The sequence below is a fragment of the Neorhizobium sp. LjRoot104 genome, from assembly GCF_964253725.1.
In the GTDB taxonomy this organism is placed as follows: Bacteria; Pseudomonadota; Alphaproteobacteria; order Rhizobiales; family Rhizobiaceae; genus Neorhizobium.
The window spans coordinates 4,048,233-4,067,500 of the sequence record NZ_CAXURS020000001.1 but is presented as its reverse complement, the minus strand read 5'-3'; the positions used below and the strand labels follow the sequence as shown (position 1 = coordinate 4,067,500).

The following is a 19,268-nucleotide window of genomic DNA, read 5'->3' as shown; positions in this document are numbered from 1 at the left end:
GAGGTGCCGGGCGAGGCAAATGCGGTCATGCTGCTGATGCCTGCCTGGGTGCCGGGCGACCATATCGGCGTCAAGATCCTCAATCTGTTTCCGGACAACCATCTCCGGTCGCTTTCCACCATCTTCGGCAGCTATCTCCTGTCATCGGGCAGGACCGGCGAAATGCTGGCGATCGTCGAGGGCGGCGAGCTGACCGCACGGCGCACCGCCGCGACTTCCGCTCTCGCGGCAAGATATCTTGCGCGCGAGGATGCCCAGACCATGCTGATGGTCGGAACCGGGCGCCTGTCGCTCAACCTCATGCAGGCGCATGCGGTCACCCGGCCGCTCAAACATTTCCGCATCTGGGGGCGTCATAAAGAGAAGGCTGAGGAAACCGCACGCGAGGCACGCATGCTCGGGCTCGATGCGGTGGCCGTCGAGGATCTCGCCGATGCCGCCGGGCAGGCGGACATCATTTCCTGCGCGACGCTGTCGAGCGAGCCGCTGATCCGCGGCGAATGGCTGAAGCCGGGCACGCATCTCGATCTGGTCGGCGCCTTCAAGCCGAGCATGCGCGAGAGCGACGACGAGGCGGTGCGGCGCTCATCGGTGTTCGTCGATACGCGTGCGGGGGCGATGAAGGAGGGCGGCGATATCGTGCTGCCGCTGCAAAGCGGTGCGCTGGCGAAGGACGGGATCAAGGCGGAACTTGCCGAACTGGCGCATGGAAAACATCCCGGCCGCACCAGCCCTGAAGAGATCACGCTCTTCAAGTCAGTCGGCGCGGCGCTCGAGGATCTTGCCGGCGCCATACTTGCCTATCGCCATGCGACCGGGCAGGTTTCCAGCCGATGACCGGAACGCAGGAGGCGGGTCCGATCACCAGGAGCCTGCCGAGACTTCCCGTCACCGAAGTGCTGAGCAACATAATGGACGCGCTGGCCGAGGGCACGCGGGCCGTGCTCTCGGCGCCGCCGGGCGCCGGCAAGACGACGCTGGTGCCGCTGGCGCTGCTCGACCAGGCGTGGTGCGCGAGAAAGATCATCCTGCTCGAACCACGTCGGTTGGCGGCACGCGCGGCGGCCTCCCGCATGGCGTCGTTGCTCGGCGAACAGGTGGGCGAGCGGGTCGGATACCGGATGCGGCTCGACAACAGGGCCTCGGCGAGGACCCGGATCGAGGTGGTGACCGAGGGCGTGTTCGCGCGGATGATCCTTGACGATCCGGAGCTTTCCGGCGTCTCGGCCGTCATCTTCGACGAATTCCACGAGCGGTCGCTCGACGCGGATTTCGGCCTGGCGCTGGCGCTCGACGTGCAGTCGGCGCTGCGCGACAATCTGAGGGTCCTCGTCATGTCGGCGACATTGGATGTTGAGCGGGTGGCGGGGCTGCTCGGCGAGCCCCCGGTCATCAAGAGCGAAGGCCGAACATTCCCCATCGACATCCAACATCGCGACCGGGCGCCGAACGAACGGATCGAGGATGCCGTGACGCGGGCGATCGCCGAAGCGCATTCCAACGAAACCGGCTCGATCCTCGCCTTCCTGCCGGGACAGGCGGAAATCCTGCGGACCGCCGAGCGGCTTGCGGGCCGGTTCGGGCCGGAGACCGTGGTGGTGCCGCTTTACGGCAATCTTTCCCAGAAGGAACAGGACCTGGCGATCCGGCCGGCGCCTGCCGGTCAGCGCAAGATCGTGCTGGCCACGTCGATCGCCGAAACCTCGATCACCATAGATGGAGTGAGGATCGTCATCGACAGCGGGCAACAGCGCCTGCCGGTGTTCGAGCCCTCGACCGGGATCACCCGGCTGGAGACGGTGCGTGTTTCCCGCGCCTCGGCGGATCAGCGGGCGGGCCGCGCCGGACGAACCGAGCCGGGCATTGCGATCCGGCTCTGGCATCCAGGGCAGACGGCGGCGCTGCAGGCTTTCACCCCGCCGCAGATTCTGGCGAGCGATCTTTCCGGCCTGGTTCTCGATCTTGCCCATTGGGGCGTACAGGATCCGAGGGGGCTTGCCTTTCTCGATCCGCCGCCCGGGCCGGCCTTCAATGAGGCAAAGGTACTGCTCAGCCACCTCGGCGCGCTCGACCCGCAGGGCGGACTGACGGAAAAGGGCCGGCTGATGCGCGAACTGGCGCTTCCGCCCAGGTTGTCGGCCATGGCGATTTCGGCCGCGGAAGAGGGTTTCGGCAGGCAGGCAAGCCTGCTTGCGGTGCTCCTGACCGAGCAGGGGCTCGGCGGCAGCGACATCGATCTCGACGAGCGGCTGCGGCGGTTCCGCAACGAACGTGGCGACAGGGCCGACGCTGCAAGGAAGCTTGCAGACAGGATCGCGTCGAACCTGCCGAAAAGATCGCAATCGACCGAGACCGTCCCGGCAGGGCGCCTGCTTCTGCATGCCTATCCGGACCGGATCGCGCTGCAGCGCGGCGGGCGGGGGCGGTTCGTGATGGCGAACGGGCGCGGCGCCGAATTGCAGGAGACCGAGCGGCTGGCGGCAGCGCAGATGCTGGTCATCGCCGACCTCACCGGGCGGGCGGCGCAGGCGCGCATTCTCGCCGCTGCGGAAATCAGCCGGGCGGGTGTGGAAGCCGAGCTTTCCGGCGCGATCCGCGAGAGCGACGAATGTTTCTTCGACCGGGCGAGCCGGCAGGTGCGGGCCCGCAAGGTGACGCGGCTCGGCGCCATCATCTTCGAGGAAAGGCCGTTGCCCCGACCGAGCGGCGAACGGGCGGCGCAGGCATTGGCGGACGGCGTGCGGGAGCTGGGGCTCCAGGTCCTGCCGTTCTCCAAGGAAGGCGCGCAATTGCGCGACCGGATCGGCTTCCTGAACCGGTCGATCGGCGCGCCCTGGCCGGATATGAGCGACGAGGCGTTGCTCGCGCGGCTCGACGACTGGTTCGTTCCGTTCCAGGGCAGTGCGTCGGGTATCGACACCATCAATTCCGGCAGTCTTTCGGAAGGGCTGCGGTCGCTCATCCCGCACGAGGTTTCCCAGGACCTCAACAAGCTGGCGCCGACGCATTTCGAGGCGCCGACCGGCGAGCGGCATCCGATCCGCTACGACGGCGAGGAGCCGGTCCTGGCGATCCGGGTGCAGGAACTGTTCGGGCTGAAGAAACATCCGGCGATTGCCGGCGGAAAGCTGCCGCTGCTGCTCGAGCTCAACTCGCCGGCGCATCGGCCGATCCAGACGACACGGGACCTGCCCGGCTTCTGGGCCGGTTCATGGAAGGATGTGCGGGCGGAAATGCGCGGCCGCTATCCCAAACATCCCTGGCCGGAGGACCCGGCCGGAGCTGCGCCGACGACACGTGCCAAACCACGCGGGACGTGACAGAATGCCGCCTGCGACCTGAAGCCGGGCCGGTTTATGAAGGCGGCCTCGGGTCACTTATATAAGGCAAGGTAAAGAGCAGACGGTGAGCGTAGACAGTCCTTCAGTGCGTTTTGCGCAATTCGGCCCCTCCAGCCGGCGGATCCGACTTCAGACGCTGGTGCGGCTGCGCTGGCTCGCGGTCGCCGGCCAGACGATTACCGTGGTCATTGTCGGGCTGCTGCTGCAGTTTCCGTTGCCGCTTCAGGAAGCAGCCATACTGGTCGGCGCGCTTGCGGCCGCAAATCTTGTGTTGTCGGCCTGGTTTCCGCCGACCCACCGGCTTGGCCCGAAATCGGCGCTGGCGCTGCTCGGTTTCGACCTCTTGCAGATGGCCGCGCTCCTGTTCATCACCGGCGGCCTTGCCAATCCCTTTGCGCCGCTGATCTGCGTTCCGGTCATTATCGCGTTTGCTTCTCAGCCACTGCGCCATTCGCTTGTGCTGATCGTTTTTGCGCTGACCTGCACCACGATACTCGCCTTTTCCCCCTACGCGGTTCCCTGGTACGAAGGCGAACCGCTCCGGATCCAGCCGGTCATGCAGCTCGGCGTCTGGTGTTCGATCGCCTCGATGATGATGTTTGCCGCCTTCTATGCCTATCGCGTCAGCCACGAGGCCACGCTGCTCGCCGACGCGCTGGCGGCGACCGAACTGGTCCTGGAGCGGGAAAAGCATCTTTCGCAGCTCGACGGGCTGGCCGCCGCCGCCGCCCATGAGCTGGGCACCCCGCTTGCGACCATCAGCGTCGTCGCCAAGGAAATGGAGCGCGAGCTCGGTCCCGACGATCGATTCCGCGAGGATGTGATGCTGCTGCGAAGCCAGAGCGAGCGCTGCCGCGACATTCTTCGCCGGCTCACCTCGCTTTCCGCTGAGAGCGAGGAACATATGCGCCGGCTGCCTCTTTCCTCCCTGATCGAGGAGGTGATGGCGCCGCATCGGCAATTCGGCATCGAGATCGAACTCGTCGAGAAGAACGACCGAGCCAACGAACCGGTCGGCAACCGCAATGCCGCCATTCTATACGGGCTCGGCAACCTGATCGAAAATGCCGTCGATTACGCCAGGAGCAAGGTGATCGTCACGGTCGAGCATGATGTCGAGCGGGTGGCGATCACCATCGAGGACGACGGGCAGGGTTATGCGCCGGATATTCTTTCGCGGATCGGCGAACCCTATATGACGAAGAGGCCCAGGGAAGACGAGCGGGCCGGTGGACTTGGCCTCGGGCTGTTCATCGCCAAGACGCTGCTCGAACGGTCCGGCGCCTCGATCCGCTTCGGCAACCGCGACAGCGGCGAACCGGGCGCCCGCATCCATATCGAATGGCCCCGCTCGGTAATGGAAGCGCAGGACTTGAAGTGAGCCGGCCGGCCGGCCGATGATAATGAAAAGGCAAGCGGGCCTTTTGAAACCCGCGGAGAAAAAAGAGATGGAAACACACCCGGAACCGACCAAGGTTCATGCCGATCCCGAACTCGGGCCAGACCCGTCGCTGCTGATCGTCGATGACGACGGCCCTTTCCTGCGGCGGCTGGCCCGCGCGATGGAGACCCGCGGCTTCCTGGTCGATACGGCGGAGTCCGTCGCGGAAGGCATCGCCAAGACGAAGGCGCGGCCGCCGAAATATGCGGTGGTGGACCTGCGCCTCGGAGACGGCAACGGGCTCGACGTGATCGAGGCGATCCGCCAGAGCCGTGAAGATACCAAGGTGATCGTGCTGACCGGCTACGGCAATATCGCCACCGCTGTCACGGCCGTGAAGCTCGGTGCGCTCGACTATCTCGCCAAGCCTGCCGATGCCGACGACATTTTCGGGGCGCTGACGCAGCGGCCGGGCGAGCGGGCGGACGTGCCGGAAAACCCGATGTCGGCGGATCGCGTGCGCTGGGAACATATCCAGCGGGTCTATGAGATGTGCGAACGCAACGTGTCCGAGACGGCCCGCCGGCTCAACATGCATCGCCGCACGCTTCAGCGCATCCTCGCCAAGCGCGCCCCGAAATAGTTACAGCTCGTCGAAACTCTTGCCGGTCGCCCATTCCGCCAGCATCAGGCGCTGGGCGGCGGCGCGGGAAAAGTTCAGCGTCATCGCCTTGCGGGTGGCTGGCGGCAGCCTGTGTTCCGGTGCGTCTCGCAGCAGATGCCCGCCATAACCGTCCGAGAGGAATAGCCCGCAATCCTCCGGGAAGATGTCGAGCGGCACATCCTTGTGCGTGGCGAAAAACAGGCGGTCGCAAAAGTGGCGGTATTCCGGCCATTTGCGATCGACGCGGAAATCCTCGATCGACGTCTTGATCTCGACAATCCAGATCTCGCCCTTTTCCGAAATGGTCACCAGGTCGGCGCGCCTTCCGCTCGACAGCACGAGTTCCGGCAATATCGCATGCCGCATGTCATGCAGCAGGATCTGGACGCCCTTGCGCACCAGCATGGCGCGAGCCGACTGGCGGCCATCTATTAATGGATTATTACTGGCGAGGTTGAGTATAGTCATAGAATCCCGAAAACCGCTTCCATGATGTTGCAAAAACGCCATGGCCTTTTTCAATCATGCGCCGGCTCTGTTTTGATGCGCTGCAGCGCTTGCCAAGCGTAGTTTAATCGAAAATAACCCGTCATCAAAGGTGGGCCGGAGGCCCGTCTAAATCGATTCGTTTATCCAAGAGATCTCCATGCGCTTTCGCACTAGCATGCTCGCACTCGGCTTGTTGGCAACTGCTGCCTTGGCCGGTTGCGCCTCCACGGTTCCCGGCGGCGGCACCCAGGTTGCCACGACTTCCTATACCGAACAGATCTTCACCGACTCCTATGGCTCGGTGAGAGACGCGGGCTATACGCTTCCGGCGATCCCGATCAACAAGGTCGACAAGCAGTTCGTCCGCCAGATTGTCAGCTATCAGACCAGCGAAAAGCCGGGCACGATCGTCGTCAACACGCGCGAACGCCATCTCTACTACATCCTGCCGAACGGCAAGGCCATGCGCTACGGCATCGGCGTCGGCAAGCAGGGCTTTGCCTGGTCCGGAACGGCTTACGTCGCCTGGAAACAGGAATGGCCGACCTGGCATCCGCCGAAGGAAATGGCAGGCCGTCGTCCCGACGTTGCCAAATACGTCGAAGACGGCATGGGCCCCGGCCTCAGCAACCCGCTCGGTGCGCGCGCCATGTACCTCTTCAACGAAAAGGGCCAGGATACGCTCTTCCGCCTGCACGGCACGCCGGAATGGAACTCGATCGGCACCGCCGCGTCGTCGGGCTGCATCCGCCTGATCAACCAGGACGTCATCGACCTCTACAGCCGCGTCCGTCCGGGCCGCGAAACCAAGGTCGTCGTGATCCAGTAATCACGACATAGACGAGAATACGAAAAGGCCGCCGGGATATTCCCAGGCGGCCTTTTTCGTTTTGCTATTGGTTTGGCGTTTGCCCCTCACCCTAACCCTCTCCCCGCGCGCGGGGCGAGGGGACGTGGACCATGCAACATTGGGGAAAGATGGAGAGGTCGCGTCTTGCGTCCTTCTCCCCGCGTGCGGGGAGAAGGTGCCGGCAGGCGGATGAGGGGCAGAGGTTAGCTCGCGAGCTTCGCCTTCAGCTCGAGCCGGCGGCGGTGGAGCACCGGCTCGGTATAACCGTTCGGCTGCTCGCGGCCCTTCAGCACCAGGTCGAGCGCCGCCTGAAAGGCGATGGAGCCGTCGAAATCCCTGGCCATCGGCATGTAGAGCGGATCGCCGGCATTCTGGCCGTCGACGACGCCCGCCATGCGCTTCATCGTCTCGACGATCTGCTCCTCCGTAACCAGCTTGTGATAGAGCCAGTTCGCCATGTGCTGGGCGGAGATGCGCAGCGTCGCGCGGTCTTCCATCAGGCCGACATTGTTGATGTCCGGCACCTTGGAGCAGCCGACGCCCTGATCGATCCAGCGGACGACATAACCGAGGATGCCTTGAGCATTGTTGTCGAGCTCGCGCTGGATTTCCTCCGGCGTCCAGTTCGGCCGGACGGCGACCGGCACGGAGAGGATATCCGACAGTTTTGCGCGGGTGCGGCTCTTCAAACCGGCCTGTACGGCGGCAACATCGACCTTGTGATAGTGGGTGGCGTGCAGCGTGGCCGCCGTCGGAGAGGGAACCCAGGCGGTGTTGGCGCCGGCCTTCGGATGGGCGATCTTCTGCTCCAGCATCGCCGCCATCATGTCCGGCATGGCCCACATGCCCTTGCCGATCTGCGCATGGCCTGACAGGCCGCATTCGAGGCCGATATCGACATTCCAGTTCTCGTAGGCCGCGATCCAGGCCGCCTGCTTCATGTCGCCCTTTCGGATCATCGGGCCGGCTTCCATGGAGGTGTGGATCTCGTCGCCGGTGCGGTCGAGGAAGCCGGTATTGATGAACACGACGCGCTCGCGCGCCTCGCGAATGCAGGCCTTGAGGTTGATCGTGGTGCGGCGCTCCTCGTCCATGATGCCCATCTTCATGGAATTGGTCGGCAGGCCGAGCGCCTGTTCGACACGACTGAAGATCTCGCAGGCGAAGGCGACCTCTTCCGGCCCGTGCATCTTCGGCTTCACCACATACATGGAGCCGGCCCGCGAATTCTGGCGGCGTCCGTTGGAGCCGATGTCGTGGATGGCGATCAGCGCCGTCACCATGGCGTCCATGATGCCTTCCGGCACTTCCCTGCCCTCGCTGTCCAGCACCGCCGGATTGGCCATCAGGTGGCCGACATTGCGGATCAGCATCAGCGAGCGGCGCTTGACCGTCACGTCGCCGCCGGCATGCGACTTGAAGGTCGTGTCGGGGTTGAGCTTGCGGATGAAGGACTTGCCGCCCTTGCTCACCTCTTCCTGGAGGTCGCCGTTCATCAGGCCGAGCCAGTTGCGGTAGACGACGACCTTGTCCTCGGCATCGACGGCGGCGATCGAATCCTCGCAGTCCATGATCGCGGTGAGCGCCGATTCCAGCCAGACATCGGAAATCCGGGCCGGATCGTCCTTGCCAATCGCCGTCGTGGCATCGATGTGGATTTCGACATGCAGGCCGTTCTTCTTGAGAAGCAGCTGCGTCGGCGCTGCCGGTTCGCCGAGATAGCCGGCAAACTGGGCCGGATCGGCGAGATTGACCGTCCTGCCGTCCTGGGCCGCGGCCGTCAGCCTGCCATCGGTAACGACGAAGGAGGTGACGTCGGTCCAGCTCGCGCCGGACAGCGGCACCGACTGGTCGAGGAAGTCACGCGCCCAGGCGATGACCTTGGCGCCCCGAACCGGGTTGTAGCCTTTGCCCTTTTCGGCGCCGTCGGTCTCGGGAATGGCGTCGGTGCCGTAAAGCGCATCGTAAAGCGAACCCCACCGGGCATTGGCGGCATTCAGCGCATAACGGGCGTTCATGACCGGAACGACGAGCTGCGGCCCGGCAATCTCGGCAATTTCCGGATCGACCCGGTCGGTCGAGACCGTGAAGTCCGGCCCTTCCGGCAACAGGTAACCGATGTCGCGCAGGAAGGCTTCATAGACCGCCAGATCGCCGGGCGCGCCGTTCTCGCGGTACCAGCCGTCGAGCTTTGCCTGGAAGGCGTCGCGCTTGGCGAGCAGGTCGCGGTTCTTCGGGGCCAGGTCGTGGACGATCTTCGAAAACTCGGAGAAGAACCGGTCGGCATCGACACCCGTGCCCGGCAACGCTTCCTTCACCAGGAAGTCGTGGAGCTTCTCGTCGATCGCGAGACCATTTTTTTCGATTCGAGCCATCGGTTCCTCCGAATTTCCTATGTCGCCGACTGTCTTTGTTCGCGAGCGAAATTGCAATTGCACAGATATTGAATGACTTATGCCGTATTGGAAATAATCCCGGCCGTTAGCGCTATTTCCGGCCCGGATCGGGGGAATGCCGCTCCCAATAAGGTGTCGGCCCATAGAGTTCCGCCAGATATTCGATAAATGCACGGACCCTGGAGGGGAGATGCTGCCGGCTTGGATAGACCGCCGAGACCGAGACATTTCTGGAGCCTTCGTATCCGGGCATTACACTCACCAAACGCCCGTCCTTGAGCTCGTTGCCGATATCCCACGTCGATCGCAAGGCGATACCGAGCCCGGCGATCACCGCTTCGCGGATGACCTCGCTCGAATTGGTGTTCAGTCTCCCGGCCGGCCGATAGACCAATGGACCTTTCGGCCCTTCGAGCCTCCAGGGTTCACCATTATGGGCCGTCAGGCAGTGGTGATTCGCCAGTTCCTCGATGCTTGCCGGCGCGCCATGGCGGGCGACATAGGAGGGCGCGGCACAGAGGATGCGCCGGACCTGGACCAGCTTGCGGGCGACAAGGCTCGAATCCTTCAGTTCGGATATGCGGATCGCCACGTCGAAACCCTGGGCGATGATATCCGTGAACTCGTCCGAAAGGATCAGGTCTATCGACAGATGCGGGTTTGCCTGCATGAATGTCGGGAGATGCGGCGCGATGTGCATCCGCCCGAAAGAGGTCGGCGCTGATATGCGCAGATTGCCGGCGATCTCGGTCGACCGGCCGGAGACGAATTGCTCAGCATCCTCGATCCCGATCAGGACATTGGCGATCCTGTCGTAAAAGCCCTTGCCGGCATCGGTCATTCCGATCTGGCGGGTGGTGCGCTGCAGGAGGCGCGTGCCGAGCTGCTCCTCCAGTCGCTTGATACGCTTCGAAACCACCGCCGGGGAAATGCCAAGGCTCTTTGCCGCCGCCGACATGTTGCCGCTGGCCGCCACTTTGACGAAGATTTCCAGGTCGGCAAGATTGGTGATCACTGTAATTTTTTCCCGGCTGGAATAAATACCAGCCTGTTTACGCCTTTTTGAATAGTCCTTAAAGGTGGTCCACGCCAGGCGTCGAGGAACCCGGGATGGCTAAACCGCCTGGAAAACGGCGATCCTCGGCCTACCGACGGCAACGGCGGTGATCCGCGCCTCGACGAACTTTCGCGAGCCTTCGATTTCCGGCGCATCCAGTTCTTCCGACACCGTCACGATCGCGTCCCCGGCCCCATCCGCTTTCGCCTGAGCGAGCGCGGCGGTGATCGCACGCTCGCGGGCGATGGTCAGCGCTTCCGTTTCGCCGATAACCGAAACGCGCTCGCCCGCTCCGGACCCAATGAATCGACCCTCTTCCGGGGAAGTGACGACAATGGTGACGCTGGCCCGGACCTGGCCGACCACCGCGCCGACCGCGTTCGCGACGTCGGCATCGGCCGGAATGACCGACTGCGCGCCCAGCATATCCGCGACCGCCGGATAATAGACCGGTGCCGAGGCGCCGAGCCCGATCAGCGGGCGATCCAATGCGACAGAAAACCGGGCTATGCCGGGCACCCGTTTCAAAGCCCGATCGACGGCCAGCGAAACCGCTGGATCGATGGCTTCGGCACCGTCCTCGGCGAAACAGGCGGCGAGCACGGCCTCGGAGGACTGCCGTGTCAGCCGGCTCACGATCTTCTGAGCCAAGTCTTCCGGGGAAGCAGCGATCTCGCGCCCCGCCCCGTCCTTGCGCCGGGCGGCGAGTTCCAGTCCCAACCGTGCTGCATCTCCGCGCCATTGGTCTTGGTGGCCGAGCGCATGCAACGCATCGGAAGGGGTGATGCCGCAGAGATGCACCAGCCCTCTTGCGACCAGCCGGTCGAGAACCGCCCTTTGCGAATTCATCGTCAGGAGCTCGTTGAGCGAAACCGGCACCGCAGCGATGCGGGCGAAAAGCGCCTGTTCCGGCGGCTGCAGGCCCTGGGCCATGACATCCGGCACGCCGGTTCGCACCGCAAAGCGGCCGTCGTGTCGTCCGGCATGGCTGGCGCGCAGCTGCCTTTCCAGCATCGACAGAATGACCTCGCCATGCGCCATCGCGGCAAGGCTCAGCGGCAGAAGCCGGCGCGGACCGAGCGTGAGACGGGCTTCGAGGCCGCGGTCGTCGATATGGACCTCGGAATCGCCGCCGAGCCCGTAGGTGCGCAGTGCCACGGCCTCCACCATCGTTCGATGGCCGCCGACCACGGCGCCCTCTTCCGCCAGTTTTGGCCGCCCGCCATCGAGAACCGCGACGTCCGTGGTGGTGCCGCCAATATCGGAGACCACCGCCTGATCGAGCCCAGTCAGGAAATGCGCGCCGACGAGGCTTGCGGCGGGGCCGGACAAGATGGTCTCGATCGGCCGCAGCCGCGCCTCGGCAGCCGAGATCAGCGCACCATCGCCGCGCACCACCATCATCGGCGCCGTAATGCCGCGCGCCGCCAGAAAGCCCTCGCAGGAGCCGACCAGCCGGTCGATGATCGACACCAGCCGGGCGTTCAGAAGCGTGGTCAAGGCACGGCGAGGACCGCCGAGTTTCGACGAAAGCTCATGGCTGCAGGTGACGGGCAGATGCGAAAGCGCGCGGATACGGTCCCTCACCCGGATTTCATGAGCCGGATTCCGGACAGCGAAATAACCGGCGACCGCGAAGGACGAGACCGTTCCGGCGAGCGCCGGCATCGCCGTTTCCAGGGCCGCCATGTCGAGCGGCGTCTCGTTGCCGTGCACGTCATGCCCTCCGGGCAGGAAGACCACCGGATCATTTCCAAGCGCCTCGACAAGCCCGCCCCGCGTCAGATCCTCCGGGACAAAACCGACCATGATCAAGGCGGCACGTCCCCCCTGCCCCTCGACCAGCGCATTGGTGGCAAGCGTGGTCGAGAGCGAAACGAGGCCGATCGCGGAGGTGGGTGCCGCGCTTTTCTCCAGCACCGCATCGACGGCGCCGGCAATACCCACCGCCAGATCATGCCGCGTCGTCAGCGATTTCGCCTTGGCGACGACGCCTTCGCCTTCCCGGAACAGCACGGCATCCGTGTAGGTGCCACCGGTATCGATCCCGAGAAGGAGAGGGCCGGAAGGAGAGGAAAAAGCCACGCGAAAATCCTGAAGATCGGTCCATCGGATCCATAGCGATCAATAGCCTATGGCGGGCCAAGGTCAATTCGCCAGCGGAGACCTCTCATGTCGCGGAGTGACCCGCATCTGCAGGCCATCGCGCGGCTGGGTGGTCAGTTTCTGGACCGGCCAGACCCTGGTCTCCGGCGTAACGTCGAATCGATAGCGGCTCATCAGCACCGCAAGCGCGATCACCGCTTCCTGCAGGGCGAAGGTCGCGCCGATGCAGGTGCGCGGGCCGGCGCCGAAAGGCAGATACTGGAAACGGTTCAGCTTGCCGCGATTTTCGGGCAGAAAACGCTCGGGCATGAAGGCGCGCGGCTTGTCCCAATAAAGTTCGTGTCGGTGCAGCGTCCAGGGCATGACCAGCACGGTCACGCCGGCGTCGATCCTCACCGTCTTGCCTTCCGGACTCGTCCAGCTATCGTCGCTGATCGCTTCGCGGTTGATCGACGGCGCCGGCGGATAGAGCCGCAATGCCTCTTCGAACGCCGCCCGCACCCAGGGCATCAGCTCCAGCCATTCGACCGGATCGGCGCCGGTTGCCAGAACGCGGTCGATCTCTTCTTCCATGTTCTGTCGAACCGGCGGCGACTCCGCGACGCAATAGAGCGTCCAGGCGAGCGCCCGGGCCGTCGTTTCGTGGCCCGCACCAATGAAGGTGAGGATATTGTCCTCGATCTCGCCCATGGTCAGCCCATCGGGACCGGCAAGCTGCAGCAGCAGCGTCAGGAAATCCTGCGGCACATCGTCGGGATGCTTGCGCATCCGCTCCTGCCGCATGACCATGGTTTCGGCAACCACGCCCCGGAACTTGTCGAGGATCCGCCTGCCGCCGATGCGGGTGACGCGCGGCACCCAGGGCGGGGCCCGCAGCATGTCCATCGGGTCGATCCGGCCCATGCGATGCAGGAGCTGGTCGACATCGTCGGCAACGGTCTCCTTGTTCCCGGCAATCTCGCCGGAAAACAGGGTTTCGGCGAGGATGGCATAGGTCAGTTCGGTCATATCGACCGAAATATCGCGGACAGTGCCGGCGTCGCCGGCCTCGGCGTATTTCCTCGAGAACTCTTCGGTCTGGCTCAGCATCTGGCCGGCAAAACCGCGGGAATGCCTTGGCGTGAAAACTGGCGCCATCGCCTTGCGGCAGCGTTTCCAGACCTCGCCTTCCGCAGTCAGCAGGCCGTCCCGGAGGATCGGGCGAAGGACGAGCTGGCGGATCTCCGACATCTCGTAATTGCCGACATTATCCACCAGGACATGCCGGATAAGGCCCGGATGATTGACGATCAGCGTCCGTTCCTTGAAGAACTTCGTCTCGAACCAGGGCAGCGTATAGGAAATCTTGCCCCAGAGCTCCAGCGGATTGCGGAGCGCAGTCCAGATGACCTCGATCGGGTTCAGCAGCCGATCTCGATGCGGAGGTGCCGGCGGAACGAAGGGTTCGGGGCGGATGTCCATGGACAGCCCTCCTCAGGGGTTTCCTATGGAGGGAATATCAGCCGTCAGAGCAGGGATTTCAACTCGGCGAGCTTGTCGTTGACCAGCCAGCCGTAATAATTTTCCTCCGGCAGGCCGCCACGGGCGGCAAGCACTGCGGCGCGCTGCGCCGAACCACCGGTATTGTAGAGCGTCGCGGTGATGCCGGGATTACGGGAGATATCCATGCCGGCGATCGACTTGTAGTCGTCGATCGAGCGGCGGATGTTGGCCGCCATGTAGGCGAGCGACTTGTCCGGGTCCATGATCGCGTCATAGACAGCGGCAGCCTTGTTCTCGTCGAGCTTCGGATAACCGGAATTTTTGGCAACCATGTCCGACAGCATAAGGGCCGTCAGCGGGTTGACCTGGCCGAGGCCGAAAGTCTGGCCGGCATAAAAGGGCTGGAAGAAGACAGCGCTGAAGCGATTGTCCGGAAACGAGGTGCCGCCGACCGAACGGCCACGAAAATTCTTTTCCCAGACGCCTTCGCGGCAGGTCCAGAGCTTGTAGGAATCGGCAAAATCATCGCATTTGCCGAATTCCGGCCGGTCGAGAAACTGCTGGATGGTCTCGTCGCCGTAGCCGAAACGGAAATTGTTTCCGGCATAGGCGGCCGCCTTGACATAGTAGGTCTGCAGCCGGTCATAGGCATCGACATTGTAGGTATGCTCGCCGACGATCGCGCCGATCATGTGGATCGGATCGATGCCGTAATCGGCGGCCGTCGACCTGATCTTGGCAATCAGCTTCCTGTCGGAGGCAAGCAGGTCGCGGATCTTTTCGTATTTATCGTCGAAGGTCGTGCGGCCGGCCCGGGTCCGGCGCACGGAAGCGCCAGGGATCTTCGGCTGTTCCGCGTGCCGATTTCCCTCGGGAACCATCGTGAGGCCGCCTGCGAACGCGGAAGAGGCCGCGGACGTCGCGACAACGAGGATCAATGCCAGGAGGATGCGTTTCAAGATTTGCGTGTCCCAGGACTTCGACTATGCCGATCTCCGGCACCGGATGCTTAAAGCCATTCCAGACCGACTCACTGAAGCGCCGGACATTTCCATGAAAGCGCGCTTCCCTTACGCGAGGCGTAAGGACCGTGTCGAGACGTGGGCGTTCAAAATCCCGTCAGCGCCCGCAAATGAGCAGCCGGACGTTGCCCGGCTGCCACGATTGCCCGCTCAGAGAATGTAGCGGGACAGATCCGTATCGGCGGCGAGATCGCCGACATGCTTCTTGACGTATTCCGCGTCGATCATCACGGTCGTGCCGCCCTGATCCGGCGCGTTGAACGAGATTTCGTCGAGCACCCGTTCCATCACCGTCTGCAGCCGCCGGGCGCCGATATTCTCGACCGAGGAGTTGAGGTGCACGGCGACATCCGCCAGCGCGTCGATCGCATCCTCGGTGAAGTCGAGCACCAGTTCTTCCGTTTCCATCAGCGCCTTGTACTGGCGGATGAGGCTCGCCTCGGTTTCCGTCAGGATACGGCGGAAATCCTCCTTGGTGAGCGGCCGCAGCTCGACGCGGATTGGCAGGCGGCCCTGGAGCTCCGGCAGAAGGTCGGAGGGCTTGGAGACGTGGAAGGCGCCAGACGCGATGAACAGGATGTGATCCGTCTTCACCGGCCCGTATTTGGTCGAGACCGTCGTGCCTTCGACGAGCGGCAGCAGGTCGCGCTGCACGCCCTCGCGGGAAACACCGGCGCCGAGCCCGCCGTCACGCGCGGCGATCTTGTCGATCTCGTCGAGGAAGACGATGCCGTCGTTTTCGACCGAACGGACGGCTTCTCGCTGGATGACCTCGTTGTCGATCAGCTTGTCGGACTCATCGCGGATCAGTTCGCCATAGGATTTCTTGACGGTGGTGCGGACCTTTTTGGTGCGGCCGCCCATCGCCTTGCCGAACATTTCCGACAGGTTCAGCACGCCGATATTGGCGCCGGGCATGCCCGGGATCTCGAAACCGGGCATGCCGGAGCCGCTATCGGCAACCTCGATGTCGATTTCCTTGTCGTCCATTTCGCCGTTGCGCAGCTTCTTGCGGAAGCTTTCGCGGGTGGCCGGCGAAGCCGTCGCGCCGACCAGCGCATCGAGCACGCGTTCCTCGGCGCTCATATGAGCCTTTGCCTGCACGTCGGCGCGCATCTTGTCGCGCACCAGGCCGATGCCGATTTCCACGAGATCGCGGATGATCTGCTCGACGTCGCGGCCGACATAACCGACCTCGGTGAACTTGGTCGCCTCGACCTTGATGAAGGGCGCGCCGGCGAGCTTGGCAAGACGACGGGAGATTTCCGTCTTGCCGACGCCGGTCGGGCCGATCATCAGGATGTTCTTCGGCATCACTTCGTCGCGGAGCGTCTCGTCGAGCTGGTGGCGGCGCCAGCGATTGCGGAGCGCAATCGCCACCGCGCGCTTGGCATCATGCTGGCCGATGATGTGCCGATCCAGCTCGGAGACGATTTCCCGGGGTGAAAAGTTACTCATGTCAAATCCGTTTCTTCTGGTGCGTCCAGCGCCATGAAATGGGCCGGACCGTATATGGATGTCCTGGTGTCGACGTAGCGGAAGCCGGCTTTTTCGTAGGCGCGGATCGCTTGGGCGTTGTCCGGATCCGGATCGATGACGATCCTTTTCGCGCCCTTTTCGAAAAGCTCGGCGACCAGCTGCCTGATGATCGCGCTGCCATGGCCGATCCCGACAAGCCGAGGATTGCCGATCGAGATATCGATGCCAAGCGTGCCCTTCGGCTGATCCTGGTAGGGATGATCCTCTTCAAGATGCGGATCGTAATACTGGAGATAGGCGATCGGCCTGCCGTCCAGTTCCGCGATCAGCGGCCGGGTCTCGGCGCTGGTCATCGAGTACTCGATGCCTGCCAGTTCCTCATCGACCTCACCCCACCATTTCGCGATATGCGGCTCGGCGAGCCACGTCGCCAGAAGAGGAAAATCCTCTGCCGCGACATCACGAAACGTGTAGCGGGGGCCGCCGTCAGCCATCGGCGTCCAGCGTTTCGATGACCAGGTTGTGGTTGGTGTAGACGCAGATATCGGCGGCGATATCGAGCGCCTTGCGGGCGATTTCTTCGGCCGACTTGTCCGAATCCATCATCGCCCGGGCGGCAGCATAGGCGTAGTTGCCGCCGGAGCCGATCGCGATCGTTCCGTGTTCCGGTTCCAGCACGTCGCCATTGCCGGTGATCGCCAGCGTCGTCGATTTGTCGGCGACGAGCATCATCGCCTCGAGATTACGCAGGTACTTGTCCGTGCGCCAGTCCTTGGCGAGCTCGACGGCGGCGCGCATCAGCTGGCCCGGATATTGCTCCAGCTTCTTTTCGAGCCGGTCGAGCAGCGTGAAGGCATCGGCGGTCGCGCCGGCGAAACCGGCGATCACTTCGCCCTTGCCGATGCGGCGCACCTTGCGGGCGTTACCCTTCATCACGGTCTGGCCAAGGCTCACCTGGCCGTCGCCTGCCATGATCACCTTGCCGCCTTTGCGAACAGTAATAATCGTTGTCATAAGGCACCTGTTGGCCCGCCTGGCGGGCATTGGTTTCTGGAGCATTTCGGCCCCGTTCGGCATTTATGTAAGACAGGCCCGGGCGAATGCAATCTCATGACGCGATGCCTGAGCGAGACCCCTGCTTTTGCTGGATATTTGATGTCGTGCCTGATAAGGAGCGCAGATCGATCGCATGGAGCAGACCCAGATGGGTGAGACGACAACCGCACGCGTGGGCAGCATCGCCCGCAAGACCAACGAAACGTCCGTTTCCGTTTCCGTCAATCTCGACGGCACCGGCGCGGCCAGGATTTCGACGGGCGTCGGCTTTTTCGACCACATGCTGGACCAGCTTTCGCGACATTCGCTGATCGACATGGATATCGAGGTCACGGGCGACCTGCATATCGACGACCATCACACCGTGGAAGATACCGGCATCGCGATCGGCCAGGCGATCTCCAGGGCGCTTGGCGACCGTCGCGGCATCACCCGCTACGCCTCGCTCGACCTTGCCATGGACGAAACGATGACCAAGGCGGCGATCGACGTTTCCGGCCGGCCCTTCCTCGTCTGGAACGTCGCGTTCAGCGCCCCGAAGATCGGCACGTTCGACACCGAACTGGTGCGTGAATTTTTTCAGGCGCTGGCGCAGAATGCCGGGATCACCCTGCATATCCTGAACCATTACGGCGCCAACAACCATCATATCGCCGAGACCTGCTTCAAAGCCGTGGCGCGGACGCTTCGCGCCGCCATTGAAATCGATCCGCGGCAGGCCAATCGCGTTCCCTCGACGAAGGGCATGCTGGTCTGACTGCTTGAGGAGACAATCCTTGAGAAGCTATCTCGTTCTGACACCGCCCAACGATCCTCAAAGCGGATCCGACAGGGATCACCAGTCGACCCTCGTCCTGCGGGACGGAGTTTCCTGGCTTGCGCTGCTGTTTCCGTGGATCTGGCTTTTCTGGCACAGGTTGTGGATTGCCGGTATCGTCATTCTTTTCGCCCAGATCGGCAGCGGCATGCTGATGCAGGTACCCGGCTTCTGGGCTGCCGGCCTGCTGTTCGGCTTCGCCATCAGCGTGCTCGTCGCGCTCGAAGGCCGACATTATCACTCCGAAACACTGATCCGGCGCGGCTGGACACTGGAAACGGTGATCTCCGCTCACGACCTGCATACGGCCGAGGAGATCTATTTCTCCGGCCTGCCGCAGCCTGAACAACAACCGATGCCGGTCCCGGCCGAGTGGGCAAAACAGGCAAAGCCGCCCGCCGCCGGATGGCAGGCCCCGCACATGGGCCTTTTCGAACATGGAGGACGCTGATGCGCGTCGCAATCATCGACTACGGGTCCGGCAATCTGCGTTCCGCGACCAAGGCTTTTGAGCGGGCCGCCCGCGAAGCCGGCATCAATGCAGTCATCGACCTGACCGACAAGGCAGAGGCGGTGGCCACCGCCGACCGCATCGTGCTGCCGGGCGTCGGCGCCTATGCGGATTGTTCCGCCGGTCTCGATGCCGTGACAGGCATGCGGGAAGCCATCCTCGACGTCGTAGATCATAAGGGCCGCCCTTTCCTCGGCATCTGCGTCGGCATGCAGCTGATGTCGTCGCGCGGTCTTGAAAAGACGACCACCAACGGGTTCGGCTGGATCGAGGGCGACGTCGTCGAGATGACCCCGCACGATCCCCATCTCAAGATCCCCCAGATCGGCTGGAACACGCTCGATATCCATCACCCGCACCCGCTGTTCGACGGCATTCCGACCGGGCCGGACGGCCTACACGCCTATTTCGTGCATTCCTACCATCTGGCTGCCAAGCACCGCAGCGACGTGATCGCAACCACCGAATACGGTGGGTCGATGACCGCGTTCGTCGGCCGCGACAACGTGGCGGGCTCGCAGTTTCACCCTGAGAAAAGCCAGACACTGGGCCTTGCCCTCATCTCCAATTTCCTGCGCTGGAAGCCCTGAGCTCGCGCGAACGACCAAGGACCGACG

17 protein-coding genes (1 of these 17 only partly in view) are annotated in these 19,268 nt (G+C 63.5%); 8 read left to right on the top strand and 9 right to left on the bottom strand.

Going from position 1 to position 19,268, the window contains the following annotated elements:
* From ACSQ8R_RS19885 to ACSQ8R_RS19870, 4 genes are all read left to right on the top strand, one after another.
* A protein-coding gene (locus tag ACSQ8R_RS19885; RefSeq protein WP_436254951.1) for an ornithine cyclodeaminase family protein crosses the window boundary here: on the top strand, nucleotides 1-837 show its 3' portion. The gene continues 120 nt to the left of window position 1, outside the view; the window shows 837 of its 957 coding nt (coding positions 121-957); its start codon lies off the left edge, out of view; it ends in the stop codon at nucleotides 835-837.
* Nucleotides 834-3,320, top strand: coding sequence for an ATP-dependent helicase HrpB (gene hrpB, locus ACSQ8R_RS19880; protein WP_436254950.1), 2,487 nt, complete (start codon nucleotides 834-836; stop codon nucleotides 3,318-3,320). The genes ACSQ8R_RS19885 and hrpB overlap by 4 nt, the downstream gene beginning before the upstream one ends.
* An 85-nt stretch (nucleotides 3,321-3,405) precedes the next feature.
* Nucleotides 3,406-4,722, top strand: a complete 1,317-nt coding sequence (locus ACSQ8R_RS19875; RefSeq protein ID WP_436254949.1) for an ActS/PrrB/RegB family redox-sensitive histidine kinase — start codon at nucleotides 3,406-3,408, stop codon at nucleotides 4,720-4,722.
* A gap of 67 nt (nucleotides 4,723-4,789) precedes the next feature.
* The gene (locus ACSQ8R_RS19870) at nucleotides 4,790-5,365 is read left to right on the top strand and encodes an ActR/PrrA/RegA family redox response regulator transcription factor (RefSeq protein WP_038591703.1); all 576 of its coding nucleotides are present in this window, start codon (nucleotides 4,790-4,792) and stop codon (nucleotides 5,363-5,365) included.
* Here ACSQ8R_RS19870 and ACSQ8R_RS19865 read toward each other — a convergent pair whose 3' ends face one another.
* Nucleotides 5,366-5,854, bottom strand: a complete 489-nt coding sequence (locus ACSQ8R_RS19865; protein ID WP_436254948.1) for an MmcB family DNA repair protein — start codon at nucleotides 5,852-5,854, stop codon at nucleotides 5,366-5,368.
* A 178-nt stretch (nucleotides 5,855-6,032) separates the two neighbouring features.
* Here ACSQ8R_RS19865 and ACSQ8R_RS19860 point away from each other — a divergent pair, with 178 nt between their 5' ends.
* The gene (locus ACSQ8R_RS19860) at nucleotides 6,033-6,704 is read left to right on the top strand and encodes a L,D-transpeptidase (RefSeq protein WP_436254947.1); all 672 of its coding nucleotides are present in this window, start codon (nucleotides 6,033-6,035) and stop codon (nucleotides 6,702-6,704) included.
* 224 nt (nucleotides 6,705-6,928) lie between these two features.
* Here ACSQ8R_RS19860 and ACSQ8R_RS19855 read toward each other — a convergent pair whose 3' ends face one another.
* The 8 genes from ACSQ8R_RS19855 to hslV form a co-directional block, all read right to left on the bottom strand.
* Nucleotides 6,929-9,100 (bottom strand): malate synthase G, encoded by a 2,172-nt coding sequence (locus tag ACSQ8R_RS19855; RefSeq protein ID WP_436254946.1) that lies wholly within the window; start codon nucleotides 9,098-9,100, stop codon nucleotides 6,929-6,931.
* A 112-nt stretch (nucleotides 9,101-9,212) separates the two neighbouring features.
* The gene (locus ACSQ8R_RS19850) at nucleotides 9,213-10,133 is read right to left on the bottom strand and encodes a LysR family transcriptional regulator (protein WP_436255529.1); all 921 of its coding nucleotides are present in this window, start codon (nucleotides 10,131-10,133) and stop codon (nucleotides 9,213-9,215) included.
* 102 nt (nucleotides 10,134-10,235) lie between these two features.
* On the bottom strand, nucleotides 10,236-12,263 hold the full coding sequence (locus ACSQ8R_RS19845; RefSeq protein WP_436254945.1) for a hydantoinase/oxoprolinase N-terminal domain-containing protein: 2,028 nt from the start codon (nucleotides 12,261-12,263) through the stop codon (nucleotides 10,236-10,238).
* Nucleotides 12,264-12,326: 63 nt separating this feature from the next.
* Nucleotides 12,327-13,745 carry a cytochrome P450 gene (locus tag ACSQ8R_RS19840; RefSeq protein WP_436254944.1) on the bottom strand — a complete coding sequence of 473 codons (1,419 nt, stop codon included), beginning with the start codon at nucleotides 13,743-13,745 and terminating at the stop codon, nucleotides 12,327-12,329.
* A 44-nt stretch (nucleotides 13,746-13,789) separates the two neighbouring features.
* Nucleotides 13,790-14,725 (bottom strand): DUF1402 family protein, encoded by a 936-nt coding sequence (locus ACSQ8R_RS19835; RefSeq protein WP_436254943.1) that lies wholly within the window; start codon nucleotides 14,723-14,725, stop codon nucleotides 13,790-13,792.
* Nucleotides 14,726-14,938: 213 nt separating this feature from the next.
* Nucleotides 14,939-16,246, bottom strand: a complete 1,308-nt coding sequence (gene hslU / locus ACSQ8R_RS19830; protein ID WP_436254942.1) for an ATP-dependent protease ATPase subunit HslU — start codon at nucleotides 16,244-16,246, stop codon at nucleotides 14,939-14,941.
* On the bottom strand, nucleotides 16,243-16,761 hold the full coding sequence (locus ACSQ8R_RS19825; RefSeq protein ID WP_436254941.1) for a GNAT family N-acetyltransferase: 519 nt from the start codon (nucleotides 16,759-16,761) through the stop codon (nucleotides 16,243-16,245). Before ACSQ8R_RS19825 ends, hslU begins: the two co-directional genes overlap by 4 nt.
* Nucleotides 16,754-17,281, bottom strand: a complete 528-nt coding sequence (gene hslV, locus ACSQ8R_RS19820; protein WP_046636669.1) for an ATP-dependent protease subunit HslV — start codon at nucleotides 17,279-17,281, stop codon at nucleotides 16,754-16,756. The genes ACSQ8R_RS19825 and hslV overlap by 8 nt, the downstream gene beginning before the upstream one ends.
* Nucleotides 17,282-17,471: 190 nt before the next feature.
* Between hslV and hisB the strand changes: the two genes are divergently transcribed.
* From hisB to hisH, 3 genes are read left to right on the top strand one after another with little or no spacing between them, the layout of a single operon-like run.
* The gene (gene hisB, locus ACSQ8R_RS19815; protein WP_436254940.1) at nucleotides 17,472-18,080 is read left to right on the top strand and encodes an imidazoleglycerol-phosphate dehydratase HisB; all 609 of its coding nucleotides are present in this window, start codon (nucleotides 17,472-17,474) and stop codon (nucleotides 18,078-18,080) included.
* Between the two features lie 19 nt (nucleotides 18,081-18,099).
* Nucleotides 18,100-18,591, top strand: coding sequence for a DUF2628 domain-containing protein (locus tag ACSQ8R_RS19810; RefSeq protein WP_436254939.1), 492 nt, complete (start codon nucleotides 18,100-18,102; stop codon nucleotides 18,589-18,591).
* Entirely contained in the window at nucleotides 18,591-19,241 is a 651-nt protein-coding gene (gene hisH / locus ACSQ8R_RS19805; protein ID WP_436254938.1) for an imidazole glycerol phosphate synthase subunit HisH, read from the top strand. Before ACSQ8R_RS19810 ends, hisH begins: the two co-directional genes overlap by 1 nt.
* Nucleotides 19,242-19,268 lie beyond the last annotated feature (27 nt).